Raw genomic sequence first — 19,031 nt, 5'->3', positions numbered from 1 at the left:
TTTATTTTTTAGGTGCGGCCACGATACTTACCATACGGCCGGGTACAACGATAATTTTTTTGATTTCCAAGCCCTCTAAACTGCGTGCAACTTTGGGGCTGGCAAGCGCAATTTTTTCAATTTCCGCACGTTCGGCATTTCTGGGGACGGACACGCGGTCGCGCACTTTGCCGTTTACCTGCACGCCGATTTCGGCCGTATCGTCCTGCATCAAGGCCTCGTTGGGTTTCGGCCAGGCCGATTTGACCACAAAGCCTTCGTAGCCCTTTTGCTGCCAGATTTCTTCGGTCAGGTGCGGGGCAAACGGATGCAAAAGTTTTAAGAACGTTTGGAACGTATCTTGGCTGATTTGCGGCAACTTGCTGATGTCGTTGAACAATACCATTAAAGAAGATATCGCCGTATTAAAGCGGAAATTTTCAATATCTTCGCCTACTTTGGCAATGGTTCTGTTCTTTAAAATTTCACTCTTGCGCGGATCGGCCTCAGGTACAATTTTAACCGTATCCGTCCACCCGCAAACACGTTTCAAAAAGCGTGTTACACCTTCAATCCCTTTCATATCCCAGGGTTTGCTGGCTTCAAACGGGCCCATAAACATTTCGTACATACGGAACGCATCTGCGCCGTATTGCGTAAGGATATCGTCGGGATTGACGACGTTCTTTTTGGATTTGGACATCTTCTCCACCATGGGGGAAAGTTCCTCCCCGGTGGTTTTTAAATAGGCTTTGCCGTCTTTAAAGTCAATTTCTTCGTAGCCGTGGTAGTTTCCCATTTTATCGCGGTACGAGAACGCCAAAATCATCCCTTGGTGGCGCAACTTGTGGAACGGCTCTTTATGGCTGACGTAGCCCAAATCGTAGAGCACGCGGTGCCAGAAGCGGGCATAAAGCAGGTGGAGCACGGCGTGTTCCGCTCCGCCAATGTAGCAATCCACCGGGCCGTAGGCCTTTTCAATGGCCGGGTCCACAAAAATTTGGTCGTTGTGCGGGTCCATGTAGCGCAAATAGTACCAGCAAGAGCCGGCCCATTGGGGCATTGTATTGGTTTCCCGTTTGGCCGGGCCGCCGCAGTGCGGGCAAGTGGTATTGACCCAACTGTCCACCGTCGCCAAGGGCGATTCCCCGGTGCCGGAGGGTTCAAACTTTTCCACTTCCGGCAAGGTAAGCGGCAGTTGGCTTTCAGGCAACGGCACGACACCGCATTTAGGACAATGCACAATCGGGATAGGTTCACCCCAATAGCGTTGGCGGGCAAATACCCAGTCGCGCAACTTATAAGTGGTTTTTGCTTTTCCCAAGCCGCGCTCGGCCAGCCACTTAATCATAGCGGCTTTGGATTCTTTTACGCGCAAGCCGTTTAAAAAGCCGGAATTTACAAGTTCCCCGTCGCCCGTAAAGGCTTCTTTCTCCACGCCTTGCTCGCTTTTAATCACTTCAATAATTTCCAGACCGAACTTTTTGGCAAACGCATAATCGCGTTCGTCGTGGGCGGGCACAGCCATAATGGCTCCGGTGCCGTAGCCCATCAATACATAGTCGGACGTCCACACCGGGATTTTTTTACCGTTTACCGGATTTATGGCATATGCACCTGTAAAAACACCTGTTTTAATTTTATTTAAATCGCCGCGTTCCAAATCACTTTTTTTGGCGGCTTCGGCCTGGTAGGCGGCGACGGCGGCTTGTTGTTCGGGCGTTACGATTTTTTTAAGAAGCGGGTGTTCGGGCGAAACTACCATATAAGTAGCCCCAAACAGCGTATCCGGACGAGTGGTAAAAACGGTCAGCGTTTCGTCTGTGCCGTCCACCTTAAAGATTACTTCGGCCCCATTAGATTTGCCAATCCAGTTGCGCTGCATCGCGAGCGTGCTTTCCGGCCAGTCCAATTCGTCTAACCCTTCCAAGAGTTTTTCGGCATAGTCGGTAATGCGCAAAATCCATTGGCGCAGGGCTTTGCGTTCAATTTCGTGGCCGCAGCGTTCGCACTTGCCGTTAAAAACTTCTTCGTTGGCAAGCCCCGTTTTGCAAGAGGGACACCAGTTTATCGGTACGGTGGATTCGTAGGCCAGTCCCTTTTTAAAAAGTTGCAGAAAAATCCATTGGGTCCATTTGTAATACTTGGGGTCCGTGGTATCAATTTCCCGGTTCCAGTCGTATGCGAGGCCAATGGCTTTAATCTGGCGTTTAAAATTTTGAATATTTTTATGAGTGGTAATCCGCGGATGAATCCCCGTGGAAATAGCGTAGTTTTCCGCGGGCAGGCCAAACGCGTCCCACCCCATCGGGTGCAGTACGTCGTAGCCGTTCATTAGTTTGTAGCGAACAAGAATGTCGGAAGCGGTGTATCCTTCCGGGTGGCCAACGTGCAGGCCCGCGCCCGACGGATACGGAAACATATCCAGACAGTAAAACTTTTTGCCTTTCGGCATTTTGGGGCTGGCAAAGAGGTTTGCTTTTTCCCAGCGTTCTTGTTGCTTTTTATCAATTTGCGGAAAATTATCAATACTCATAATACCTTTATTTTAACAATTTTTCAGGGGGAAAGGGCAGGCTTTTTACGGGATAACGGTTTATTCGGGTCTGCGCTTTAAAAAAGCGGCTATTTCCTGTTGGTTCCCCAAAAAATAATCTTTGACCGCGTGGCAGGTGTCGTCCAATTCCATTACCCACGGAGTGGCGGGGGGGACGACCAGTTCTTCTACGGCTTGTGGCGGTAATTTTTTGAAATATACGGCAAGGGCGCGCAATAAATCTTCGTGGGCGGCGAGCAACTGGATATCATAATATTTGTATGCCGGGAAAAGCACTTGGTCCAAAAAGCCGGCGGCCCGCTGTTGGGTTTGGTGTAAGGATTCCCCGTTGGGAGGCACAACTCCTGCCGGAACCAGTTTGTAAGCCGCCGAATTATCTGCGGCGGGCGGCGGAGCCTTAAAAAAGGTTTGCCGGCAAGCAAGCACGGCGGGCAGGCCGTATTTTAGGGCCGCCTCTTGGCGGGTTTTATTCTGGAAATCGCCATAGTGCCGCTCGTTTAATCGCCAGTCCGTTTGAACGGGTAATGAGCATTTGGCTTGGGCCAGCACGGTGTGCAAAGTTTCGCGCGCCCGTTGTAAACAGGATGAGTACGCGGCTTGCGGAAACAGACAGGCTTCTTTTAATAATTCCCCGGCGCGGACGGCTTGGGTATGCCCTAACGCGGTCAGCGGGGCGTCGGCCCAACCTGTAAAGCGGTGCGCTAAATTATAGGTGCTTTGCCCGTGGCGCAATAAAATAAGTTTCTTCATAATCAGCCGTGCGGGTGGAACTTTTTGTGCTTGGCCTTTAAGTCGCTTACGTCCAAATGCGTATAGATTTGGGTTGTCGTCAAATTAGCGTGGCCCAGCATTTCCTGCAAACTCCTTAAATCTGCACCGCCTTGCAACAGATGCGAAGCAAAGGTGTGGCGGAAGAGGTGCGGGTGGAGCGGTTGGGAAATATTGGCTTTGCGGCCTAAGGTTGCAAGGTCTTTCCAAACAGATACGCGGCTTATTTTTTTGCCGTTTTTATTTAAAAAAAGTTCAGAGTCCACATCTTTGGCGGCAAAGTGCGCCTCACGCGCGGACAAATATTGCTTAATGCGTTCCGCAGCGCGGTCGTGGATAGGTACAAAGCGTTGTTTCCCGCCCTTTCCCAAAGCCAGCACCCATTTTTCCACCAGGTTTACGTTTTCTAGCCGTAAATTGATAAGTTCGCTTACGCGCAAGCCCGCCGCGTATAAGAGTTCAATAATGGTTACGGTGCGGATTTCATCAAATTTTTCAGTCGGATAAGAAAGGAGCCGGTCCATTTCTTCCCGCGTAAGTTGGGTGGGAATTTTTTGCGCCAGTTTGGGCGATTTTAAAAAGCGGGTGGGGTCGTCCTTTATTTTCCCCTCAATCAGCAAAAATTTGTAAAAGCATTTTACGGCTTCCATTTTCCGGAAGATACTGGTAGCGGCCAGTTTTTCAATTACACGCAACTGGTAATTGTATTGGTCCAAAAAATCAGGTTCAATGGTTAAGGGGTCTTTTTCGTTGGCGATACAATATTCCAAAAAGTGTTCCACATCACTGCCGTAAGAAGCGGTGGTATTGGGTGAGAGTTGGCGCTCAAAGGTTAAATGGTTTTTAAAATCTTCCAGCAGGGATTGATTAGTCATCTTGAATAATTTTTCCTTCCTTGGCGGATAAAACACAAATATCCGGTGCAAAGATAAGCGGCTCTTGGGCTTCTTCCAAGCCGTAAGTGGTTTCGGTAAAAATAAGGTGTTGGACCGAGCAAACCGGAATTAATACGGGTAGTTTTTCGCCTGTGAACGCAAGAGTGCGGTTTTGTTCCGTGAGCGGGATAATCGTGAGCGGATAATCCTTTGGCGCGTAAAAGGTGTACATTAGATTCAGGGCCGCGGGCGGATAACCGGTTTTGGCGGTATCTACCAAAATAGTGTGGCGTTTTTCTGTTTGGGTCAAATAAGCAAGGGCATTTTTTAAACCTGTCGGCTCGTGCCTAGCGTTGTGTACAAATTCCCAATGCTCGCCCACCCAACCTGTCAGCAGAAGAGGAAGCAGGATAATCAAAATTCTATGCCGTTCCTGTAAGTGGAACAGCGCATAGGACAGTAACAGTAAAAAGGACGGTAGCGCTGCCAAAAAGTAGCGGTCCATCCACAGGTTGTATTTGTGCGAAACGAGGGTTATGACCCCTAGCAGTATCAAGGTTTGGCCCAGGGGCAAGACTAAATCGGGGCGGAGCAAAAGAGTTTTTTTATATGTGAATAAAATAGAGGTTCCCGCCACGACAATTAAGATAATAAGGCCGCCCAGTATCAGGTTAGAGCCGAATAGAAATTGGGCAATTTCAAAACTGGCCTGTACAGGGGGCGTGGTGTACCACCACGAGGAGCCGGGGGCGGACATCAACCGCACCGTGTGATATACCCACGGCAGCCAACACGCAAATACAGCCGCAGTACCTAAAAAGACGGTTTTTCGTCCTGTTTTAAAATAACAGGTATAAATGAAGATGATTAAAGCCGTAATAAAAAATAGGGCGGAGGAAAAATAATGCAGGTACGCGGCAAATAAACCGGTAAAAAAGAAAGCACTCCACCGCTTGGCGGACGGGTTTTTATGAGCGGATAACACATCCAAAATAGAAAGTGCCTGCAATGTGAGCGCGGAAACCGCCAGTACCGCAAAGGAATAAGCCCGTATAATGCCCGCAAATTGTACCAAGGCAAAGGAGCCCGCCATTAGGGCGGTAAATATAAAGCGTTGGGTGAGATTCCACCGTTTTGGGGCTAAAAACCAAACCAGCGGAATTGTAGCGGCCGAGATAAGTGCGCTCAGCAAATGCATATAATCCGCAGTGAGCGGAAAAATATGGTTCCAACCGTATAATATGAAATTAAAAAGCGGCAGGTTGACATCCTTTAATAGCATTTCCCGCCAAATGTATCCCCACGAAAACCCTGGGAAAGCCGTAGCCATAGAATAGAGTTCATCATACAACAGGCCCAAATGCAAAAGTGTAAAACGCTGCCAGAACATATAAAAGGCCAGTACGCCCGACACCGCAAGTGAGACCACTGTGATAATTTTGTGAATTTTCTTCATATTAGGTTATCCATATTATAGAAAATTATAGTTATGGAAAGGTATGGCTTTGGGTAGTTATCGGGGTATTAAATTAGCAGTCAAAACGCCCCTCAATTTTTATAATGGCCTTGTTGCATCTCTTTTTGTTTTCATCCCATAGTGTCTTTATCCGGGCTCTGTTGTTTCGTTAGAGAACAACAATAGCAAGGATAGATTCCCGACTACTACCTTCGGGAATGACGACTTTATGAAAAAAAGAGGTCATCTTGAATTTGTTTCAGGGTTTACCTTGTGGCTTTTTGGTTGTTTTCGCTTGTTTTTTTGTTAAAATTTTGATAAATTGCGGTGGCTGTACCCGGATGTATCCGCCGTGTAAAAGTGCGTATAAAAGGCCGTTTTGCTTCAATATAAAGGCCTTAACAAGGAGAAAAAATGAAAGAGTTTATTACTATTCGCCGTGTGGCCACTTGTGCTAGTGGCGTCATTCCCGAAGGTAGTAGCCGGAAATCTGTTGTTGCGAAACGGCGAGATTCCGTAACCCTGCGGGCCGCCAAACCTTATGGAATGACCTTTGCTTGGGGTGGCTGCACGGAGAATATTTCTTGCACAGTAACGTCGGGTTTTACCCTTATAGAATTATTAGTTGTTGTTCTCATTATTGGCATATTATCAGCGGTGGCGTTGCCGCAATATACCAAGGCGGTTACGAAGTCTCGTTTTACAGAAGCGATGAGCAATTTAAAAACTATTGCTCAAGCAGATAGAGTATGTCGCTTGGCAAAAGGTGGAGACGAAACTTGTTCTATGGACGAATTGGACATTTCTATTGCTGGTAGTAATGAGGATGGAATGGCAGAAACAAAAGATTTCTATTATTATGCGAGTTCCAGCCCAGGCGGTATTCCCTCTGCTCAGTATAAGAAAGAAGGAGTCTGTCTATGCTATTTAGATTCGGGTGAATTTGCAGTTTGGTATGATGAAAGTTGTATAAACAATGTAGAACATTCTATGGATTATGCCAAATTACTTAATGTAAAAGCTAGTACTAATGATGACCCTTGTTGCTGCTGTTAGTTGGTAAATTTAAAAAAATGCCCTAGGCTTTTAGTCTAGGGCATTTTTTGTAGAGTCTATTTCTTTGTAACCTTTTTAGGTTCTTTGGCGGGTTCAGTTTTTGCCTGTTCCGCCGCATCGGCTTTTTTGCCGTTGTAGTGGTGGCCGAGGTATTTGACGTATAATTTGTCTTCAATCTCAGCGGCCAGTTCGGGGTTGTCCTTTAAATATTGGCGGGCGTTTTCGGCACCTTGGCCCAATTTTTCATCTCCGTAGATAAACCAACTTCCGCTTTTTTCAATAAAGCCGGCTTCTACCCCTTTATCAATAATGCAGGCTTCGCGCGAAATGCCGTGGCCGAGAATCATCGTAAATTCGGCTTGGCGGTACGGCGGCGCCACTTTGTTTTTGGTTACTTTTGCGCGTACGCGGGTGCCGATGACTTCGTCGCCTTTTTTCAAGTTTTCAATGCGGCGGACGTCAATGCGGACAGAGGCGTAAAATTTAAGGGCCAACCCTCCTGGTGTAGTTTCCGGGTTGCCGAACATTACACCGATTTTTTGGCGCAACTGGTTAATAAAAATAATGCTTGTTTTTGTTTTATTGAGCAGACTCGTTAATTTGCGCAGGGCTTGGCTCATCAGTCTGGCTTGCAAGCCGACGTGGGAATCTCCCATTTCGCCTTCAATTTCGGCTTTCGGTACCAAAGCCGCTACGGAATCTACCACAATTAAATCAATCGCACCCGAGCGCACGAGTTTTTCGGCAATTTCAAGGGCTTGTTCGCCGGAGTCGGGCTGGGAAACCAGCAGTTCGTCCACATTTACACCCAAATTAGCCGCATATACCGGGTCCAGGGCGTGTTCCGCATCAATAAAGGCCACAGTGCCGCCCATTTTTTGTGTTTGGGCCGCCACGTGCAAAGATAACGTCGTTTTGCCGCCGGCTTCGGGGCCGTAAATTTCAATCACGCGCCCGCGCGGAAGCCCGCCTACGCCCAAGGCTAAATCCAAGGACAGCGCGCCCGTGGGAATTGCTTCCACGTTTTTTACGCCGCCTCCGCCCAGTTTGCAAATCGCTTCTTTCCCGAACGCTTTTTCAATCTGGCCGAGAGCCAAATCAAGCGCTTTTTGTTTGTTTGCGTCCATAAAACTCCTCCAAGTAGGTTTAAATGGTTACGGCGTCTTTTTGTTCCACCGCCGCGCCGTGAAAGGTCAACTTCCCGGCTGATTTATCAAAGTTTACAATAATTTTGGTATGGTCCGGATAGCGGCTGATAAGGATATTTTCCGCCAACGGGTCTTCCAGTTCGCGCTGTAACGTGCGCAATAAAGGGCGCGCTCCGTATTTCACGTCAAAGCCTTTTTCCACCAAGAAATCTTTTGCTTCCTTTGTCAGTTCCAAAGATAAATTACGCTCCGCCAGTTTGTCATCAACCTCTTCTAAGGCTAAGTCCAAAATAGCGCCGATATTTTCTTTGGAAAGAGAGTGGAACACCACGATTTCATCAATACGGTTGATAAATTCCGGGTTGAAGGTTTTTTTGACTTCTTCCATTACGTTTTTGCGCATATCTTGGTATTCTTGTTCCTCGGTTTGGTGTGCGGCAAAACCCAAGGTACTGCCTTTGTTGGTAATTTCACGCGCGCCGACGTTGGACGTCATAATAATCACGCAATTTTTAAAACTGACCTTATGGCCCAAATTATCGCTTAAAGAACCTTCGTCCAGCACTTGCAGTAAAATGTTGTAAATGTCCGGGTGGGCCTTTTCCAGTTCGTCCAATACCACCACGCTATACGGGCGGCGGCGCACGGCTTCGGTCAGTTGCCCTCCTTCCTCATACCCTACATATCCGGGCGGCGCGCCGATAAGGCGCGAGACGGCAAATTTTTCCATATATTCGGACATATCCAAACGAATCATCGCATCCTCGTCGCCGAACAGAAACGTCGCCAAACTTTTAGCCAGTTCCGTTTTTCCTACACCCGTAGGCCCTAAGAACAAAAAGCCTCCAATCGGGCGGTGCGGATTTCCTAACCCTGTCCGGTTGCGGCGAATTGCCTGCGAAACGGCTTTTACGGCATCATCCTGCCCGATAATGCGCTCGTGGAGATGTTCTTCCATATGTAAAATTTTATCCGTTTCGCTTTGGGTTAAGCGCGTAACGGGGATACCCGTCCATTTGGAAGCAACAAGCGCAATATCCTCTTCGGTTACTTGCGGAACTTGCTTGTCGTGTTCTTCGTGCCATTTTTGTTTTAAATGGTCAATATACCCCTTTAAACGGGCTTCGGTATCTTTTGCGGCGGCGGCTTTTTCAAACTCTTTATTTGCCATTGCTTCGTCTTTTTCTTGTACCGCCTGGTTATATTCCAGTTGCTTTTGTTTGATTTCGGGCGGCAGTGCGGCATTTTTCAGGCGCGCGCGGGCTCCGGCCTCGTCAAACAGGTCAATGGCTTTATCCGGCATTGCGCGGTCGGTAATGTAACGGTCTGCGATAGAGGCCGCGGCGCGGACAGCCCCGTCCGTATAATGCACCTTGTGGTGTGCTTCGTATTTAGAACGGACACCCTTTAAAATATTAATAGTATCGTCCACGTCCGGCGGGTCGGCTACTACGGGTTGGAATCGGCGCTCCAAGGCGGCATCGGTTTCAATAGATTTGCGGTATTCGTCAAACGTGGTAGCACCGATACACTGTACTTCCCCGCGGGCCAAGGCCGGCTTTAAAATATTGGCGGCATCTATGGAGCCTTCCGCCGCACCTGCACCGATAATGGTGTGGAGTTCGTCAATGAAAATGATGGCATCTTTGGCGGCGGCCAGTTCGTCAATAATATTTTTTAAGCGTTGTTCAAATTCTCCGCGGTACTTGGTTCCCGCCACCACGGAGGCTAAATCTAAGGCTAAAATACGCTTGTTGGAAAGGACTTCCGAAATTTCTCCTTGGGCTATTTTCTGTGCCAAACCTTCTACGATAGCCGTCTTACCTACACCCGGCTCCCCGATAAGCACCGGGTTGTTTTTTGTGCGGCGGGCCAATATTTGTACCAAGCGTTCAATTTCTTCCTCGCGCCCGATAACGGGGTCCAGTTTATTTTGGGCGGCCAATTTTGTCAGGTCGCGTGTGTATTCGTCTAATGTAGGGGTTTTGCTTTTGCTTACGGTTGTTTCGCGTTCTTTTTTAGGAGTATTTAAATTGATTTCTTGCGAAAAAACGGTATTGTCTTCGTTTAAATCGCCGGAGTCCGCATCACCGATAAAGTTGAGTACGGTATCGCGCACAGAATCCAAATTAAGACCCAAATTGGCTAATATTTTGCCTGCCATCCCTTCTTCTTCGCGGATAAGGCCCAGTAAAATATGTTCGGTGCCGATATGGTCCGAGCCTAACATTTGGGATTCTTCTACGGACAGTTCCAAAACTTTTTTGGCGCGTGGCGTAAAGGGAATTTCGCCAAGCAACATAATCGTATCGCCAATGCCTACCATTTTTTCAATTTCTTGGCGGACTTTGCGGAACGTTACACCCAAGCCGGATAAAATCTTATTGGATACGGTCCCTTCCAAAGCGGAAAGACCCAGTAAAATATGTTCGGTACCCACATAGTCGTGGTTGAGGCGTTTGGCCTCTTCTTGCGCAATCAGGATAATTTTTTGCGCATTTTCGGTAAATCTTTTAGCCATCTTGTTTTAAACCCCTTTCAAACGATTACTACCATTATATAAAATAACTTACCGGTCCGCGGTGATTACGCGCGCACTTCGGGTGCAGGGCAGATGCCTTACAGCGGGGGGATATTTTGTATAATACCTTATATATGGAACAAGCAATAGAACGCGCCCGCAAAATCAGGGCCATTTTAACCGACGTAGATGGTATTTTAACGGACGGAAAAGTAAACTTTTTCGTACGGGACGACGGCAAAATAGACGAATTTAAATCTTTTAACACGCAGGACGGGCTGGCTGTGATGCTCTGCAACAGTACGGATATTGTGTGCGGTATTATTACGGGCCGCCGCCATCCAACCACCGTGGAGCGCGCCCGAAACTTGGGTTACAAATATATGTACCAAGGCTTTTTAACCAAAATGGGACCGCTTAACGATATTTTGAAAAAAGAAGGCCTGACTCCCGAACAAGTGGCCTATATTGGTGATGATATTACGGATATGCCTCTTTTAAAAGCCGTAGGTTTTGCGGCTACTGTGCCCAATGCGCTGGACGTAGTAAAAAATTGCGCGCATTACGTTACCAAGCGTAACGGCGGGGACGGTGCTTACCGCGAAATTATTGATTTTATTTTAAATGCCCAAGGCAAATTGGCCCCGATTTTGGACCAAGTGGATAAATCTGCCTGGAAGGTCAACAAAAAAGCGCAGTTAGAAACTGTTACATCGCAGGAAGGAATTGCGTAATGAAAGGCAAGTTTATTGTTTTAGAAGGGCCGGACCGTTGTGGCAAATCTACCCAAGCCAAGTTGCTTTATAATAGACTGGTGGCATGCGGACACGAGGTTGTTTTAACTCGTGAGCCGGGCGGCACCCCCACGGCGGAGCGTATCCGGCAACTGGTGTTGGAGCCGGGATTGGATATCCGCCCGATGGCGGAATTAATGCTTTACGAAGCCTCCCGCGCCCAGCACACGCAGGAAAAAATTTTGCCTGCCTTAGAAGCGGGGAAAACCGTCATTTGTGAACGTTATACAATGTCCACTTGCGCTTATCAGGGTTATGGGCGGGGCATTGATTTAAAGGTAATTGAAGCCTTAAACCAAGAGGCTTCGCTCCATTTACAACCCGATTTGACACTCGTATTTTTAATGTCGGATAAATATTTTACCGAACGCGGGGAATATTTATTTTCGGACCGTTTAGAGCAGGAAGATGTGGCTTTCCGCCAGAAAATGCGCCAAGGGTATTTGGAAATGGTACAAACCACCCCCAACGCGTATTTGGTGGATGCTGACAGAAACATAGACGAAATACAAAACCAAGTGCGCCAACTGCTGTTGGACCGCCATATTATAGAGTAATGCCGTTTGCTGATATTTTGGGGCAGGAAAAAGCCTCCTCGTATTTAAAACAACTGGTCCGGAACCAAAAGGTTCCGGGCGCGCTTTTGTTTTTTGGGCCGGACGGCGTGGGCAAACGCTTGGCGGCGCTTGAATTTGCCAAGGCTCTAAACTGTTTAGACGAAGATGCCCGCCGGCGCGGAGATGCCTGCGGCGTGTGTGCCAACTGCCGGGCCATTGATAAGGCTACCCACCCGGATGTAACATTTGTAGATTTTACCTATCAGGCCCGGTTAGAAGTAAAAAAAGATTTTACCAGCAAAGGCTATGCCGAAGAACTGGAAAAGGAAATCACCAAACAGCAGCACATTAGCGTAGATACTATTCGCGATGTTACCGCCAAATCCCAGCAAAAGGCTGTGGGGAACGGGTGGAAGGTGCTGATTATTGACCAAGCCCAAACTATGCAGGGCGCGGCGGCCAATGCTCTTTTAAAATTTATTGAAGAACCGCCGTATAAAACGGTTTGGGTGTTGATTACCAATAAACGCGCGGCAATGCTGCGGACGATTTTGTCGCGCTGCCAACCGCTTGCATTTTCGCCTTTATCCTTGGAAAATGTAAAGGAAATTTTAACGCGAACACAGGCTAATGTAACCAATCCGGATTTGTGCGCCCGGTACAGTGCCGGTTCTGTTTCCGGTGCGGTAAAAGCCGCGGGAGCGTTAGATTTGTTGGAAGCCGGCGGCTTTGGCTCCCCGCAAGGGCCAAGCGGTGTGGCGGCAGGGCTTTCCCGCACCTTGGTAACGTCTAGGCAAGAGGCACAGGCGGTGCTGGATGTGCTGATAATGGCTTTGCACCGCGCCTGGATAGACGAGGCCGATGAAAACAAGCAGTGTGTTTATCAAACAATGCTGAAACGATTTGAAAATTACAAGCGCAGTATCGGGCGGAACGTATCGCCTGCGTTGGTGTTGGAAACGGCTTTAATGAGTTTAGACGGTTTAAATTTGCAGATTTTTTAATACGGAGAAATTATGACCAAGAAATGCTATATTACTACCCCTATTTATTATGTGAACTCTGTCCCGCATATCGGGCACGCTTATACGACGATTGCACAAGATGTGTTGGCGCGCTACAAACGCTTGAAAGGGTTTGATGTGCGCTTTTTGACGGGGACCGATGAACACGGTGCCAATATTGAAAAATCCGCCGCCGCCGCAGGCGTAACGCCCAAAGAGTGGACGGACCAGGTTTCGGGTAAATACAAAGAATTGTGGAAATTATTAAATATTTCCTATGACGATTTTATCCGCACTACCGACAAAAAACACGAACAAGTGGTGCAGGCCATTTTTGAAAAATTATTAAAGAGCGGGGATATTTACTTGGGTTCCTATTCGGGTAAATATTGCTTGTCCTGCGAACAATATTATAACGAAAGCGAAATTTTGGAAGGAAACCTCTGCCCGGTACACAAAAAACCGCTGACCGAAGTACACGAGGAAACCTACTTCTTTAAACTTTCCCGCTACGAAAAACCTCTCTTAAAATATTATGAGGAACACCCCGACTTTTTAAGCCCCAAATACCGCGCGAACGAAATTATCAACTTTGTAAAGGGCGGCTTGCAAGATTTATCCGTTACCCGTACCAAAGTGGCGTGGGGTATCCCGGTGCCGAGCAACCCGAAACATACCATTTATGTTTGGTTTGATGCGCTTATTAACTATATTTCCGCCGCAGGTTACGGCACACATATTTGCGCAGATAAAACGCTGCACGAGGAACAATTAAAACAAATCAAAGCCGAAAAGTTTGAAGATTTATGGCCCGCAGATTTACATATGGTGGGTAAGGAAATTTTCCGTTTCCATACGGTTATTTGGCCTGCGGTTTTGATGGCGCTTGGATTGCCTCTTCCCAAAAAAGTATTTGCTCACGGTTGGTGGACTGTGGAGGGGGAAAAGATGTCCAAGTCCTTGGGCAATATTGTGGACCCGGCCAAAGTAGCCGCCGAATACGGGGTGGACCCGTTGCGCGCGTTTCTGTTCCGCGAAGTTCCCTTCGGGCAGGACGGAGATTTTTCTATGGCAAGTTTTAAAAACCGTTATAATTCCGATTTAGCCAACAATATTGGTAACTTGCTTTCCCGTACGCTCAATATGGCGGCAAAAAATATAGGCGAATTGCCGGAAAAAATTGAAGGCGATTATAAATTGCTCGCGCACTCCAACGAAGTGGACCAAGCCATTGATAAGTCGTATGACGAACTGGCCTTTGATAAAGTGCTTGAAAATATTTACGGCTTCGCCAGCGAATTAAATAAACTGGTGGACGAGAACAAACCGTGGGAACTGGCCAAACACGATGTGGAAGCCGCTAAGGCCGTCTTGTTGGAACTGGTGGCCTGCCTGCGTAAAGTGGCGGTGTGGTTGGAGCCGTTTATGCCGACGATTGCCAAAGAAATGCAGCGGAGGCTCTTGCCCGGCAAGATTGAAAAGTATGCTCCGCTTTTCCCGCGTTTGGATAAATAGAATAGAGCCTTTTGGTAGCGGCACGCTTATAAACGGGCGTGCCGCTTTTTTTCCCTTGCTAATCGGGATAAAATAGATTACACTAACTTTATGAGAAAATTTCTTCTGCTTGCCTTGTTGGGGATGAGTGCGCTGATTGCGCGTGCCGGGGTGTCGGGCGCGGCCTTTTTTGCCGTGGTACGATCAGGCGACACGGACAAGGCGGAAGAAATGTTGCGCGCCGATAAAACCTTGGTTTTTGTAGAAGAGCCGGACGGAACGACGGCCTTTTTGGCGGCGGTAAAAAATAAAGACGTCAAAATGGCCCGACTTTTGGCTGATAGTTTTTCCCGTTTGGACGTCCGCACCAACAGAGGAAATGCCCTGCACTTGGCAGTATCCAATAATGACGAAGAAATGTTGCGTATGCTTTTTGCCTTTATGGATGAGGTGGAGCCGGAATTATTTGAATCTTTGGCCAATGAACCGCGCGGAAACCGTATATCACCCGCCAGCGACCGCAACACCCCGCTTCATTTGGCGGCGTTAAATTGCAACCGGGCTATTTACGGTTTTTTGGCCGCGCACGGCGCAAACGAAAAAATATTAAACCGCCGCCGGCAAACGCCAAGGTCCTTGGTTACTTCCTGCAAGCAAACGCCTGAAACCGTTTCCCCGGTATCAGAAGTTACTGTGTCGCAACCTAAAACACAAAAATAGTGCTGACAAAGAGGCCCGCTCGTCCTCAACTTAAATCAATCAGGTGCCAATTTTTTTGGTAGAGTTCCGTCAGTTTTTGGCGAAACAAAAAATGTTCCGGCTTGGTGAGGGCAGGGTCTTGGGATAAAAGTTCGTCGCGGTCCTCAATGGCCTGATATAAAATATCCCGGTCCTTAAAAATATCCCCGGCTTTAAATTCCAGTTCGCCGCTTTGCCGCGTGCCTAAAATTTCGCCCGGTCCGCGCAGTTGCATATCACGTTCGCCGATTTTAAAGCCGTCCCGCGTAGCGCAAATAATGTCCACGCGTTCTTTGGCTATACTCCCCGCGTGTTGGGGTACTAAAATACAGAAACTTTCGTGTTCTCCGCGGCCCACACGCCCGCGCAACTGGTGCAAACTGGCCAGGCCAAAGCGTTCTGCGTTTTCAATTACCATTACAGTAGCGTTTTTTACATCAATGCCTACCTCAATTACCGGGGTGGCTACCAGAATATCTGTTTTATGGGCGGCAAAATCGGCCATTACGCTTTCCTTTTCCGCTTGGGTCATTTGCCCGTGCAAAACAGCCAAGCGGAAATCCGGGAACACCTTTTGTAATTTTTCAAATTCTTCCGTTACGGCTTTGGCTGAAACCTTTTCACTTTCCTCAATCAGCGGGAAAACAATATATGCCTGCCGCCCTTTTTTTACTTCCTCGCGCACGCGGTCGTAGGCCAGTTTAGAAGTAGCCGATTCCGTTTGAATCGGTTGGCGTCCGGGGGGGAGTTCGCTTAATGTGGAAACGTCTAAATCGCCGTAGAACGCAAGGGCCAATGTTCGCGGAATAGGCGTAGCGGTCATAGTCAAAAGGTCTAATTTGGCGGTTTTCTCTTTTAGTTTGCTGCGCTGTTTTACGCCAAAGCGGTGCTGCTCGTCAATGACTGCCAGACGCAAATTGTGAAATTTCACATCATCTTGGATAACAGCGTGCGTGCCCACTAAAATATCAATTTTTCCATCAGCAAGTTCTTTTAAAATTTTCTTTTTAGCCGCGGCCTTGGTGCTGGATGAAAGGACTGCCAAATTAACTTTTAAACCCTTTAAAATACGCTTGAAAGTTAAAAAATGCTGTTCTGCTAATATTTCTGTCGGGGCCATTAGCGCGGCCTGGTACCCGTTTTCCACCGCCAGCAACATCGCGCACAGAGCCACTACGGTTTTGCCGGAGCCGACATCTCCCTGCAACAGCCGGTTCATCGGGCGGGGGGAGCAGAGGTCTTTAAAAATTTCGTTGATAACTTTTTTTTGGCTGTTCGTAAAGTTAAAACCCAGTTGCTCGCGGAACGGGGTTAAAAGGGTTTTTTTGATTTCGTATGAATAATCTTTGGCTAAAATTTTAGTTTGTGTGCGTTTAATGCCCCACGCCGTAGCCAGGAGTAAAAATTCTTCGTACGCCAGGCGCGCACGTGCGCTTTCCAGTTCGGCTAATGAATTTGGAAAGTGTATGGCTTTTAAGGCCTGCGGTGCGCTTAATAATTGGCGTTTGGACAGCAAAACAGGCGGTAAAGTTTCCGGTTCGGCCGCCAGGGACGGGATTTGCAGGGCTTCATAGACAAATTGCCGGAATTGTTTATTTGTCAGCCCCTCGGTCAAACCGTAAATAGGCGTTAAGCGGCCCGCGTGTAATTTGGTTAAAACGTCTGCGGCGGGGTAATGCTCATCTACGGTAACTTTATTGCCGAAGAAATTATTTCTATCTTCGCGTTTGCCGATAATCCACACTTCGTTATTGATATGAAAATCTTTTTTAAGTGTGCCAAACGGGTCAAAGCGGAACGCGCGAAACGTACGTTTTTTAAACCAGGTACACTCTATTTGCTGTCCCTTTTCATCTTCTAAAAATGCTTTAAAAATCAGCACGCTTCGGGCCGGGATTTGCTGGGTGCGCAAAACTCGCCCTTTAAAAACCACGAGCGACTCGGAATTATATTCATTGGGCGTGGAATTTAAGCGGCGGTCCTGATATGTCCGCGGATAATAATGGAGCAAGTCCTCTACGGTTTGAATTTCTAACCGTTCAAACAGTTTTGCTTTGGCAGGGCCGATGCCCTTTAAATATTGGATTTGCGTGCTTGTCGTCATACTTATATACTTATTTTACAAATAATATATGCTACAATTTAAAAAAAGGAGGAGATTTTATGGATTTGGAATTGATTTCCGCGCAAGTTAGCGAACATTTATTACGGGTGGGACAGAGCAGTTTGAAAATATTAGGTGCGTTGGTGGGCGCAATTTTAATTTTGGTGGTGGGACTTTATATTTCCCGTTTTGTGGGGTCTTATGCCAAGAAGATTTTAAACAAAATATCCTTTGATGACAAAACCTCTAAACTGGGTATTAACGAGTTGTGCGTGCGGTTTGGTTTGGGTAAATCTCCAACGTATATTATTTCATTTGTCCTTGCTTGGGCTGTAATTTTTTACGCAATTGTGCTGGCGGCGGATGTGCTTCATTTGGCGATTATCCGCAACTTATTTACGCAATTTTTGGAATTTATCCCGACGCTTTTTGTGTCCGTCTTGGTTTTGTTTGCGGGCCTGCTGTTCGGCAAATTAATGGGGAATATTATTGAAAATTCCGCCAAGGCCAATAATTTAAAAGGCGGGTTTTTTATTTCCCGCGCGGTTAATGCGTTTATCGTATTTTTCTGTGCGTTGGTGGCGGTGGAAAACCTAGGCTTTGCCAACCAGTTGGTAAACAATGTGGTAATTATTTTGCTAGCCTCTTTGGGGTTGGCCTTTGGTATCGGGGTAGGATTAGGCTCCAAAGAATTGGTAGCCGAATTTTTGCGCGACCTCTTTAAAAAGGAAGACAAATAGTTTGTAAGATAAAAAATCCCGGAGCGAAAAAACGCTCCGGGATTTTTTTGGTATGTTGGTTTAAAACATAGTGGCTAACAGCAAGATAAGTAATCCCAAGAACACACAGCACAGAATAAACTTGGTAAGGCCCAAATGCTTTTTAAGCCAATCGTTAAAGGTGGCTGATTCCTTTCCGCACAACGTAAGCACAAAGACCAGCACAAGCGGCAAAATAAACATCAAGTTGTACAATAACAGGAACTCCGTGGCACGCCAAAAATGTTGGTTTACTTCCTTTAAAATGACCACAATTGTAGGCAAATACACTTGCCCGGTGCATACGGCCTCCACCCCGGAGACCACAAAGCCCACAATAAATGCCGCCAGCAAGAGCCGCCACATAGAACTGTGTTTATCTTTTAAAAAGAAGCGCATTACCTTGTGGATATACACTTTGTAATTGGTAGGCAGTTGTAAAAGCATTTTTTCGGATTTTTTAGTACGCTGATATACCACAAAGTCGTAAATACTGAGGAGCAAAAACACCCCGCACAGCCCCACCATACCCCATTGGACGGCCAAGGTTACATAGCGAAATGCCTTCATAGCGTACAAAACGTGGAACGCGCCCAGCCCCATTAGCACATAGGCCAAAAAGACGGCTGCACAGTAGGCTGACCCCACGATTACAATTTCTTTTTTGGTGTATTTATAGGCCGCCAAAAAAGACACAAAAAATACGATTACCGCAAAAGCACACGGATTGACCCCGTCGGCCAGCCCCGCACCTATAATGGCCCACAGCGTGATTTGGCTGAACAGCGTTTCGTGTGTTTGCAACGAAGGCGCTTCCTCTCTTTGCAAACCGGGTACGCGGGTTTCTTCATTATTGTCTATTGCTTTTTGAACGGCGGCATCGGCTCCGGGGCCGATTTGCGTGGGGTATCCTTGCAATACTGTTTCCCCTACAATTAACATTGGAATTCCGGCATTATCCAAGTGATAGGCTTCCAAGGTTTGCGAAAAAATAACATTGTTGGCATCTTGCGTTAAGTCATATTCGGTCAAGCGGACATTTTCTTTGTGTTTTTCTTTAAACGCTTGCGGGAAACCGTCTTGTTTTAAATGGCGGCAATGCGGACAGTAAGGCGAGGTGAATAACACGGCATCCACCGGCTTGGCCCACGCGCCGAACGAAACGGCAAAAAACGCGAGCGTGAGTAATAACGGCTTAATTATACGGCTAATCATTTAACAC

General features: G+C 47.3%; 15 protein-coding genes. 7 read left to right on the top strand and 8 right to left on the bottom strand.

All coding sequences use genetic code 11. The features are described 5' to 3' along the window. Position 1: 1 nt before the first annotated feature. Genes leuS through ACZOTW_RS01980 form a run of 4 tightly spaced genes read right to left on the bottom strand, consistent with a single transcriptional unit; the run spans position 2 to position 5,635 of the window. Positions 2 to 2,515 carry a leucine--tRNA ligase gene (gene leuS / locus ACZOTW_RS01995; protein ID WP_483997355.1) on the bottom strand — a complete coding sequence of 838 codons (2,514 nt, stop codon included), beginning with the start codon at positions 2,513 to 2,515 and terminating at the stop codon, positions 2 to 4. A 60-nt stretch (positions 2,516 to 2,575) separates the two neighbouring features. Beyond that, complete coding sequence (locus tag ACZOTW_RS01990) at positions 2,576 to 3,286, bottom strand: 2,3-bisphosphoglycerate-dependent phosphoglycerate mutase (RefSeq protein WP_483997354.1); 711 nt, start codon at positions 3,284 to 3,286, stop codon at positions 2,576 to 2,578. A 2-nt stretch (positions 3,287 to 3,288) separates the two neighbouring features. Continuing rightward, a complete protein-coding gene (xerA, locus tag ACZOTW_RS01985; protein ID WP_483997353.1) occupies positions 3,289 to 4,179 on the bottom strand; it encodes a site-specific tyrosine recombinase/integron integrase in 891 nt (296 codons plus the stop codon). Next, positions 4,172 to 5,635 carry a hypothetical protein gene (locus ACZOTW_RS01980; RefSeq protein ID WP_483997352.1) on the bottom strand — a complete coding sequence of 488 codons (1,464 nt, stop codon included), beginning with the start codon at positions 5,633 to 5,635 and terminating at the stop codon, positions 4,172 to 4,174. Before ACZOTW_RS01980 ends, xerA begins: the two co-directional genes overlap by 8 nt. Positions 5,636 to 6,049: 414 nt before the next feature. On the opposite strand from ACZOTW_RS01980, the gene ACZOTW_RS01975 reads away from it, so the two are divergent. Continuing rightward, positions 6,050 to 6,691, top strand: a complete 642-nt coding sequence (locus tag ACZOTW_RS01975; RefSeq protein ID WP_428081922.1) for a type IV pilin protein — start codon at positions 6,050 to 6,052, stop codon at positions 6,689 to 6,691. A 56-nt stretch (positions 6,692 to 6,747) separates the two neighbouring features. Here ACZOTW_RS01975 and recA read toward each other — a convergent pair whose 3' ends face one another. Further along, positions 6,748 to 7,818, bottom strand: coding sequence for a recombinase RecA (gene recA / locus ACZOTW_RS01970; protein ID WP_177747863.1), 1,071 nt, complete (start codon positions 7,816 to 7,818; stop codon positions 6,748 to 6,750). Between the two features lie 19 nt (positions 7,819 to 7,837). Then, positions 7,838 to 10,360 (bottom strand): ATP-dependent Clp protease ATP-binding subunit, encoded by a 2,523-nt coding sequence (locus ACZOTW_RS01965; RefSeq protein WP_483997351.1) that lies wholly within the window; start codon positions 10,358 to 10,360, stop codon positions 7,838 to 7,840. 134 nt (positions 10,361 to 10,494) lie between these two features. On the opposite strand from ACZOTW_RS01965, the gene ACZOTW_RS01960 reads away from it, so the two are divergent. From ACZOTW_RS01960 to ACZOTW_RS01940, 5 genes are all read left to right on the top strand, one after another. Beyond that, positions 10,495 to 11,094: a KdsC family phosphatase gene (locus tag ACZOTW_RS01960; protein ID WP_483997350.1), complete on the top strand. Its 600-nt coding sequence runs from the start codon at positions 10,495 to 10,497 to the stop codon at positions 11,092 to 11,094. Further along, a complete protein-coding gene (tmk, locus tag ACZOTW_RS01955; protein WP_428037799.1) occupies positions 11,094 to 11,711 on the top strand; it encodes a dTMP kinase in 618 nt (205 codons plus the stop codon). Before ACZOTW_RS01960 ends, tmk begins: the two co-directional genes overlap by 1 nt. Continuing rightward, positions 11,711 to 12,715, top strand: a complete 1,005-nt coding sequence (holB, locus tag ACZOTW_RS01950; RefSeq protein ID WP_483997349.1) for a DNA polymerase III subunit delta' — start codon at positions 11,711 to 11,713, stop codon at positions 12,713 to 12,715. Before tmk ends, holB begins: the two co-directional genes overlap by 1 nt. Before the next feature lie 12 nt (positions 12,716 to 12,727). Then, positions 12,728 to 14,230: a methionine--tRNA ligase gene (metG, locus tag ACZOTW_RS01945; protein WP_483997348.1), complete on the top strand. Its 1,503-nt coding sequence runs from the start codon at positions 12,728 to 12,730 to the stop codon at positions 14,228 to 14,230. A 90-nt stretch (positions 14,231 to 14,320) separates the two neighbouring features. Then, the gene (locus tag ACZOTW_RS01940) at positions 14,321 to 14,929 is read left to right on the top strand and encodes an ankyrin repeat domain-containing protein (protein ID WP_483997347.1); all 609 of its coding nucleotides are present in this window, start codon (positions 14,321 to 14,323) and stop codon (positions 14,927 to 14,929) included. Between the two features lie 25 nt (positions 14,930 to 14,954). Here the strand turns inward: ACZOTW_RS01940 and recG are convergent, their stop codons facing one another. Next, the gene (recG, locus tag ACZOTW_RS01935; RefSeq protein ID WP_483997346.1) at positions 14,955 to 17,051 is read right to left on the bottom strand and encodes an ATP-dependent DNA helicase RecG; all 2,097 of its coding nucleotides are present in this window, start codon (positions 17,049 to 17,051) and stop codon (positions 14,955 to 14,957) included. 59 nt (positions 17,052 to 17,110) lie between these two features. On the opposite strand from recG, the gene ACZOTW_RS01930 reads away from it, so the two are divergent. Next, on the top strand, positions 17,111 to 17,791 hold the full coding sequence (locus ACZOTW_RS01930; RefSeq protein ID WP_177747886.1) for a mechanosensitive ion channel family protein: 681 nt from the start codon (positions 17,111 to 17,113) through the stop codon (positions 17,789 to 17,791). A 60-nt stretch (positions 17,792 to 17,851) separates the two neighbouring features. On the opposite strand, the gene ACZOTW_RS01925 is transcribed toward ACZOTW_RS01930, so the two are convergent. After that, positions 17,852 to 19,024, bottom strand: a complete 1,173-nt coding sequence (locus ACZOTW_RS01925) for a hypothetical protein (RefSeq protein ID WP_483997345.1) — start codon at positions 19,022 to 19,024, stop codon at positions 17,852 to 17,854. Positions 19,025 to 19,031: the final 7 nt, after the last annotated feature.

The organism is Candidatus Avelusimicrobium sp. (genome assembly GCF_056976295.1).
The sequence above is the reverse complement of the archived record's forward strand: the minus strand, read 5'-3'. Positions and strand labels throughout refer to the sequence as shown.

Bases quoted from the DNA above. Each gene is read 5' to 3' on its own strand.
- leuS (WP_483997355.1), bottom strand. From the start codon at position 2,515: ATGAGTATTGATAATTTTCCGCAAATTGATAAAAAGCAACAAGAACGC.
- ACZOTW_RS01990 (WP_483997354.1), bottom strand. From the start codon at position 3,286: ATGAAGAAACTTATTTTATTGCGCCACGGGCAAAGCACCTATAATTTA.
- xerA (WP_483997353.1), bottom strand. From the start codon at position 4,179: ATGACTAATCAATCCCTGCTGGAAGATTTTAAAAACCATTTAACCTTT.
- ACZOTW_RS01980 (WP_483997352.1), bottom strand. From the start codon at position 5,635: ATGAAGAAAATTCACAAAATTATCACAGTGGTCTCACTTGCGGTGTCG.
- ACZOTW_RS01975 (WP_428081922.1), top strand. From the start codon at position 6,050: ATGAAAGAGTTTATTACTATTCGCCGTGTGGCCACTTGTGCTAGTGGC.
- recA (WP_177747863.1), bottom strand. From the start codon at position 7,818: ATGGACGCAAACAAACAAAAAGCGCTTGATTTGGCTCTCGGCCAGATT.
- ACZOTW_RS01965 (WP_483997351.1), bottom strand. From the start codon at position 10,360: ATGGCTAAAAGATTTACCGAAAATGCGCAAAAAATTATCCTGATTGCG.
- ACZOTW_RS01960 (WP_483997350.1), top strand. From the start codon at position 10,495: ATGGAACAAGCAATAGAACGCGCCCGCAAAATCAGGGCCATTTTAACC.
- tmk (WP_428037799.1), top strand. From the start codon at position 11,094: ATGAAAGGCAAGTTTATTGTTTTAGAAGGGCCGGACCGTTGTGGCAAA.
- holB (WP_483997349.1), top strand. From the start codon at position 11,711: ATGCCGTTTGCTGATATTTTGGGGCAGGAAAAAGCCTCCTCGTATTTA.
- metG (WP_483997348.1), top strand. From the start codon at position 12,728: ATGACCAAGAAATGCTATATTACTACCCCTATTTATTATGTGAACTCT.
- ACZOTW_RS01940 (WP_483997347.1), top strand. From the start codon at position 14,321: ATGAGAAAATTTCTTCTGCTTGCCTTGTTGGGGATGAGTGCGCTGATT.
- recG (WP_483997346.1), bottom strand. From the start codon at position 17,051: ATGACGACAAGCACGCAAATCCAATATTTAAAGGGCATCGGCCCTGCC.
- ACZOTW_RS01930 (WP_177747886.1), top strand. From the start codon at position 17,111: ATGGATTTGGAATTGATTTCCGCGCAAGTTAGCGAACATTTATTACGG.
- ACZOTW_RS01925 (WP_483997345.1), bottom strand. From the start codon at position 19,024: ATGATTAGCCGTATAATTAAGCCGTTATTACTCACGCTCGCGTTTTTT.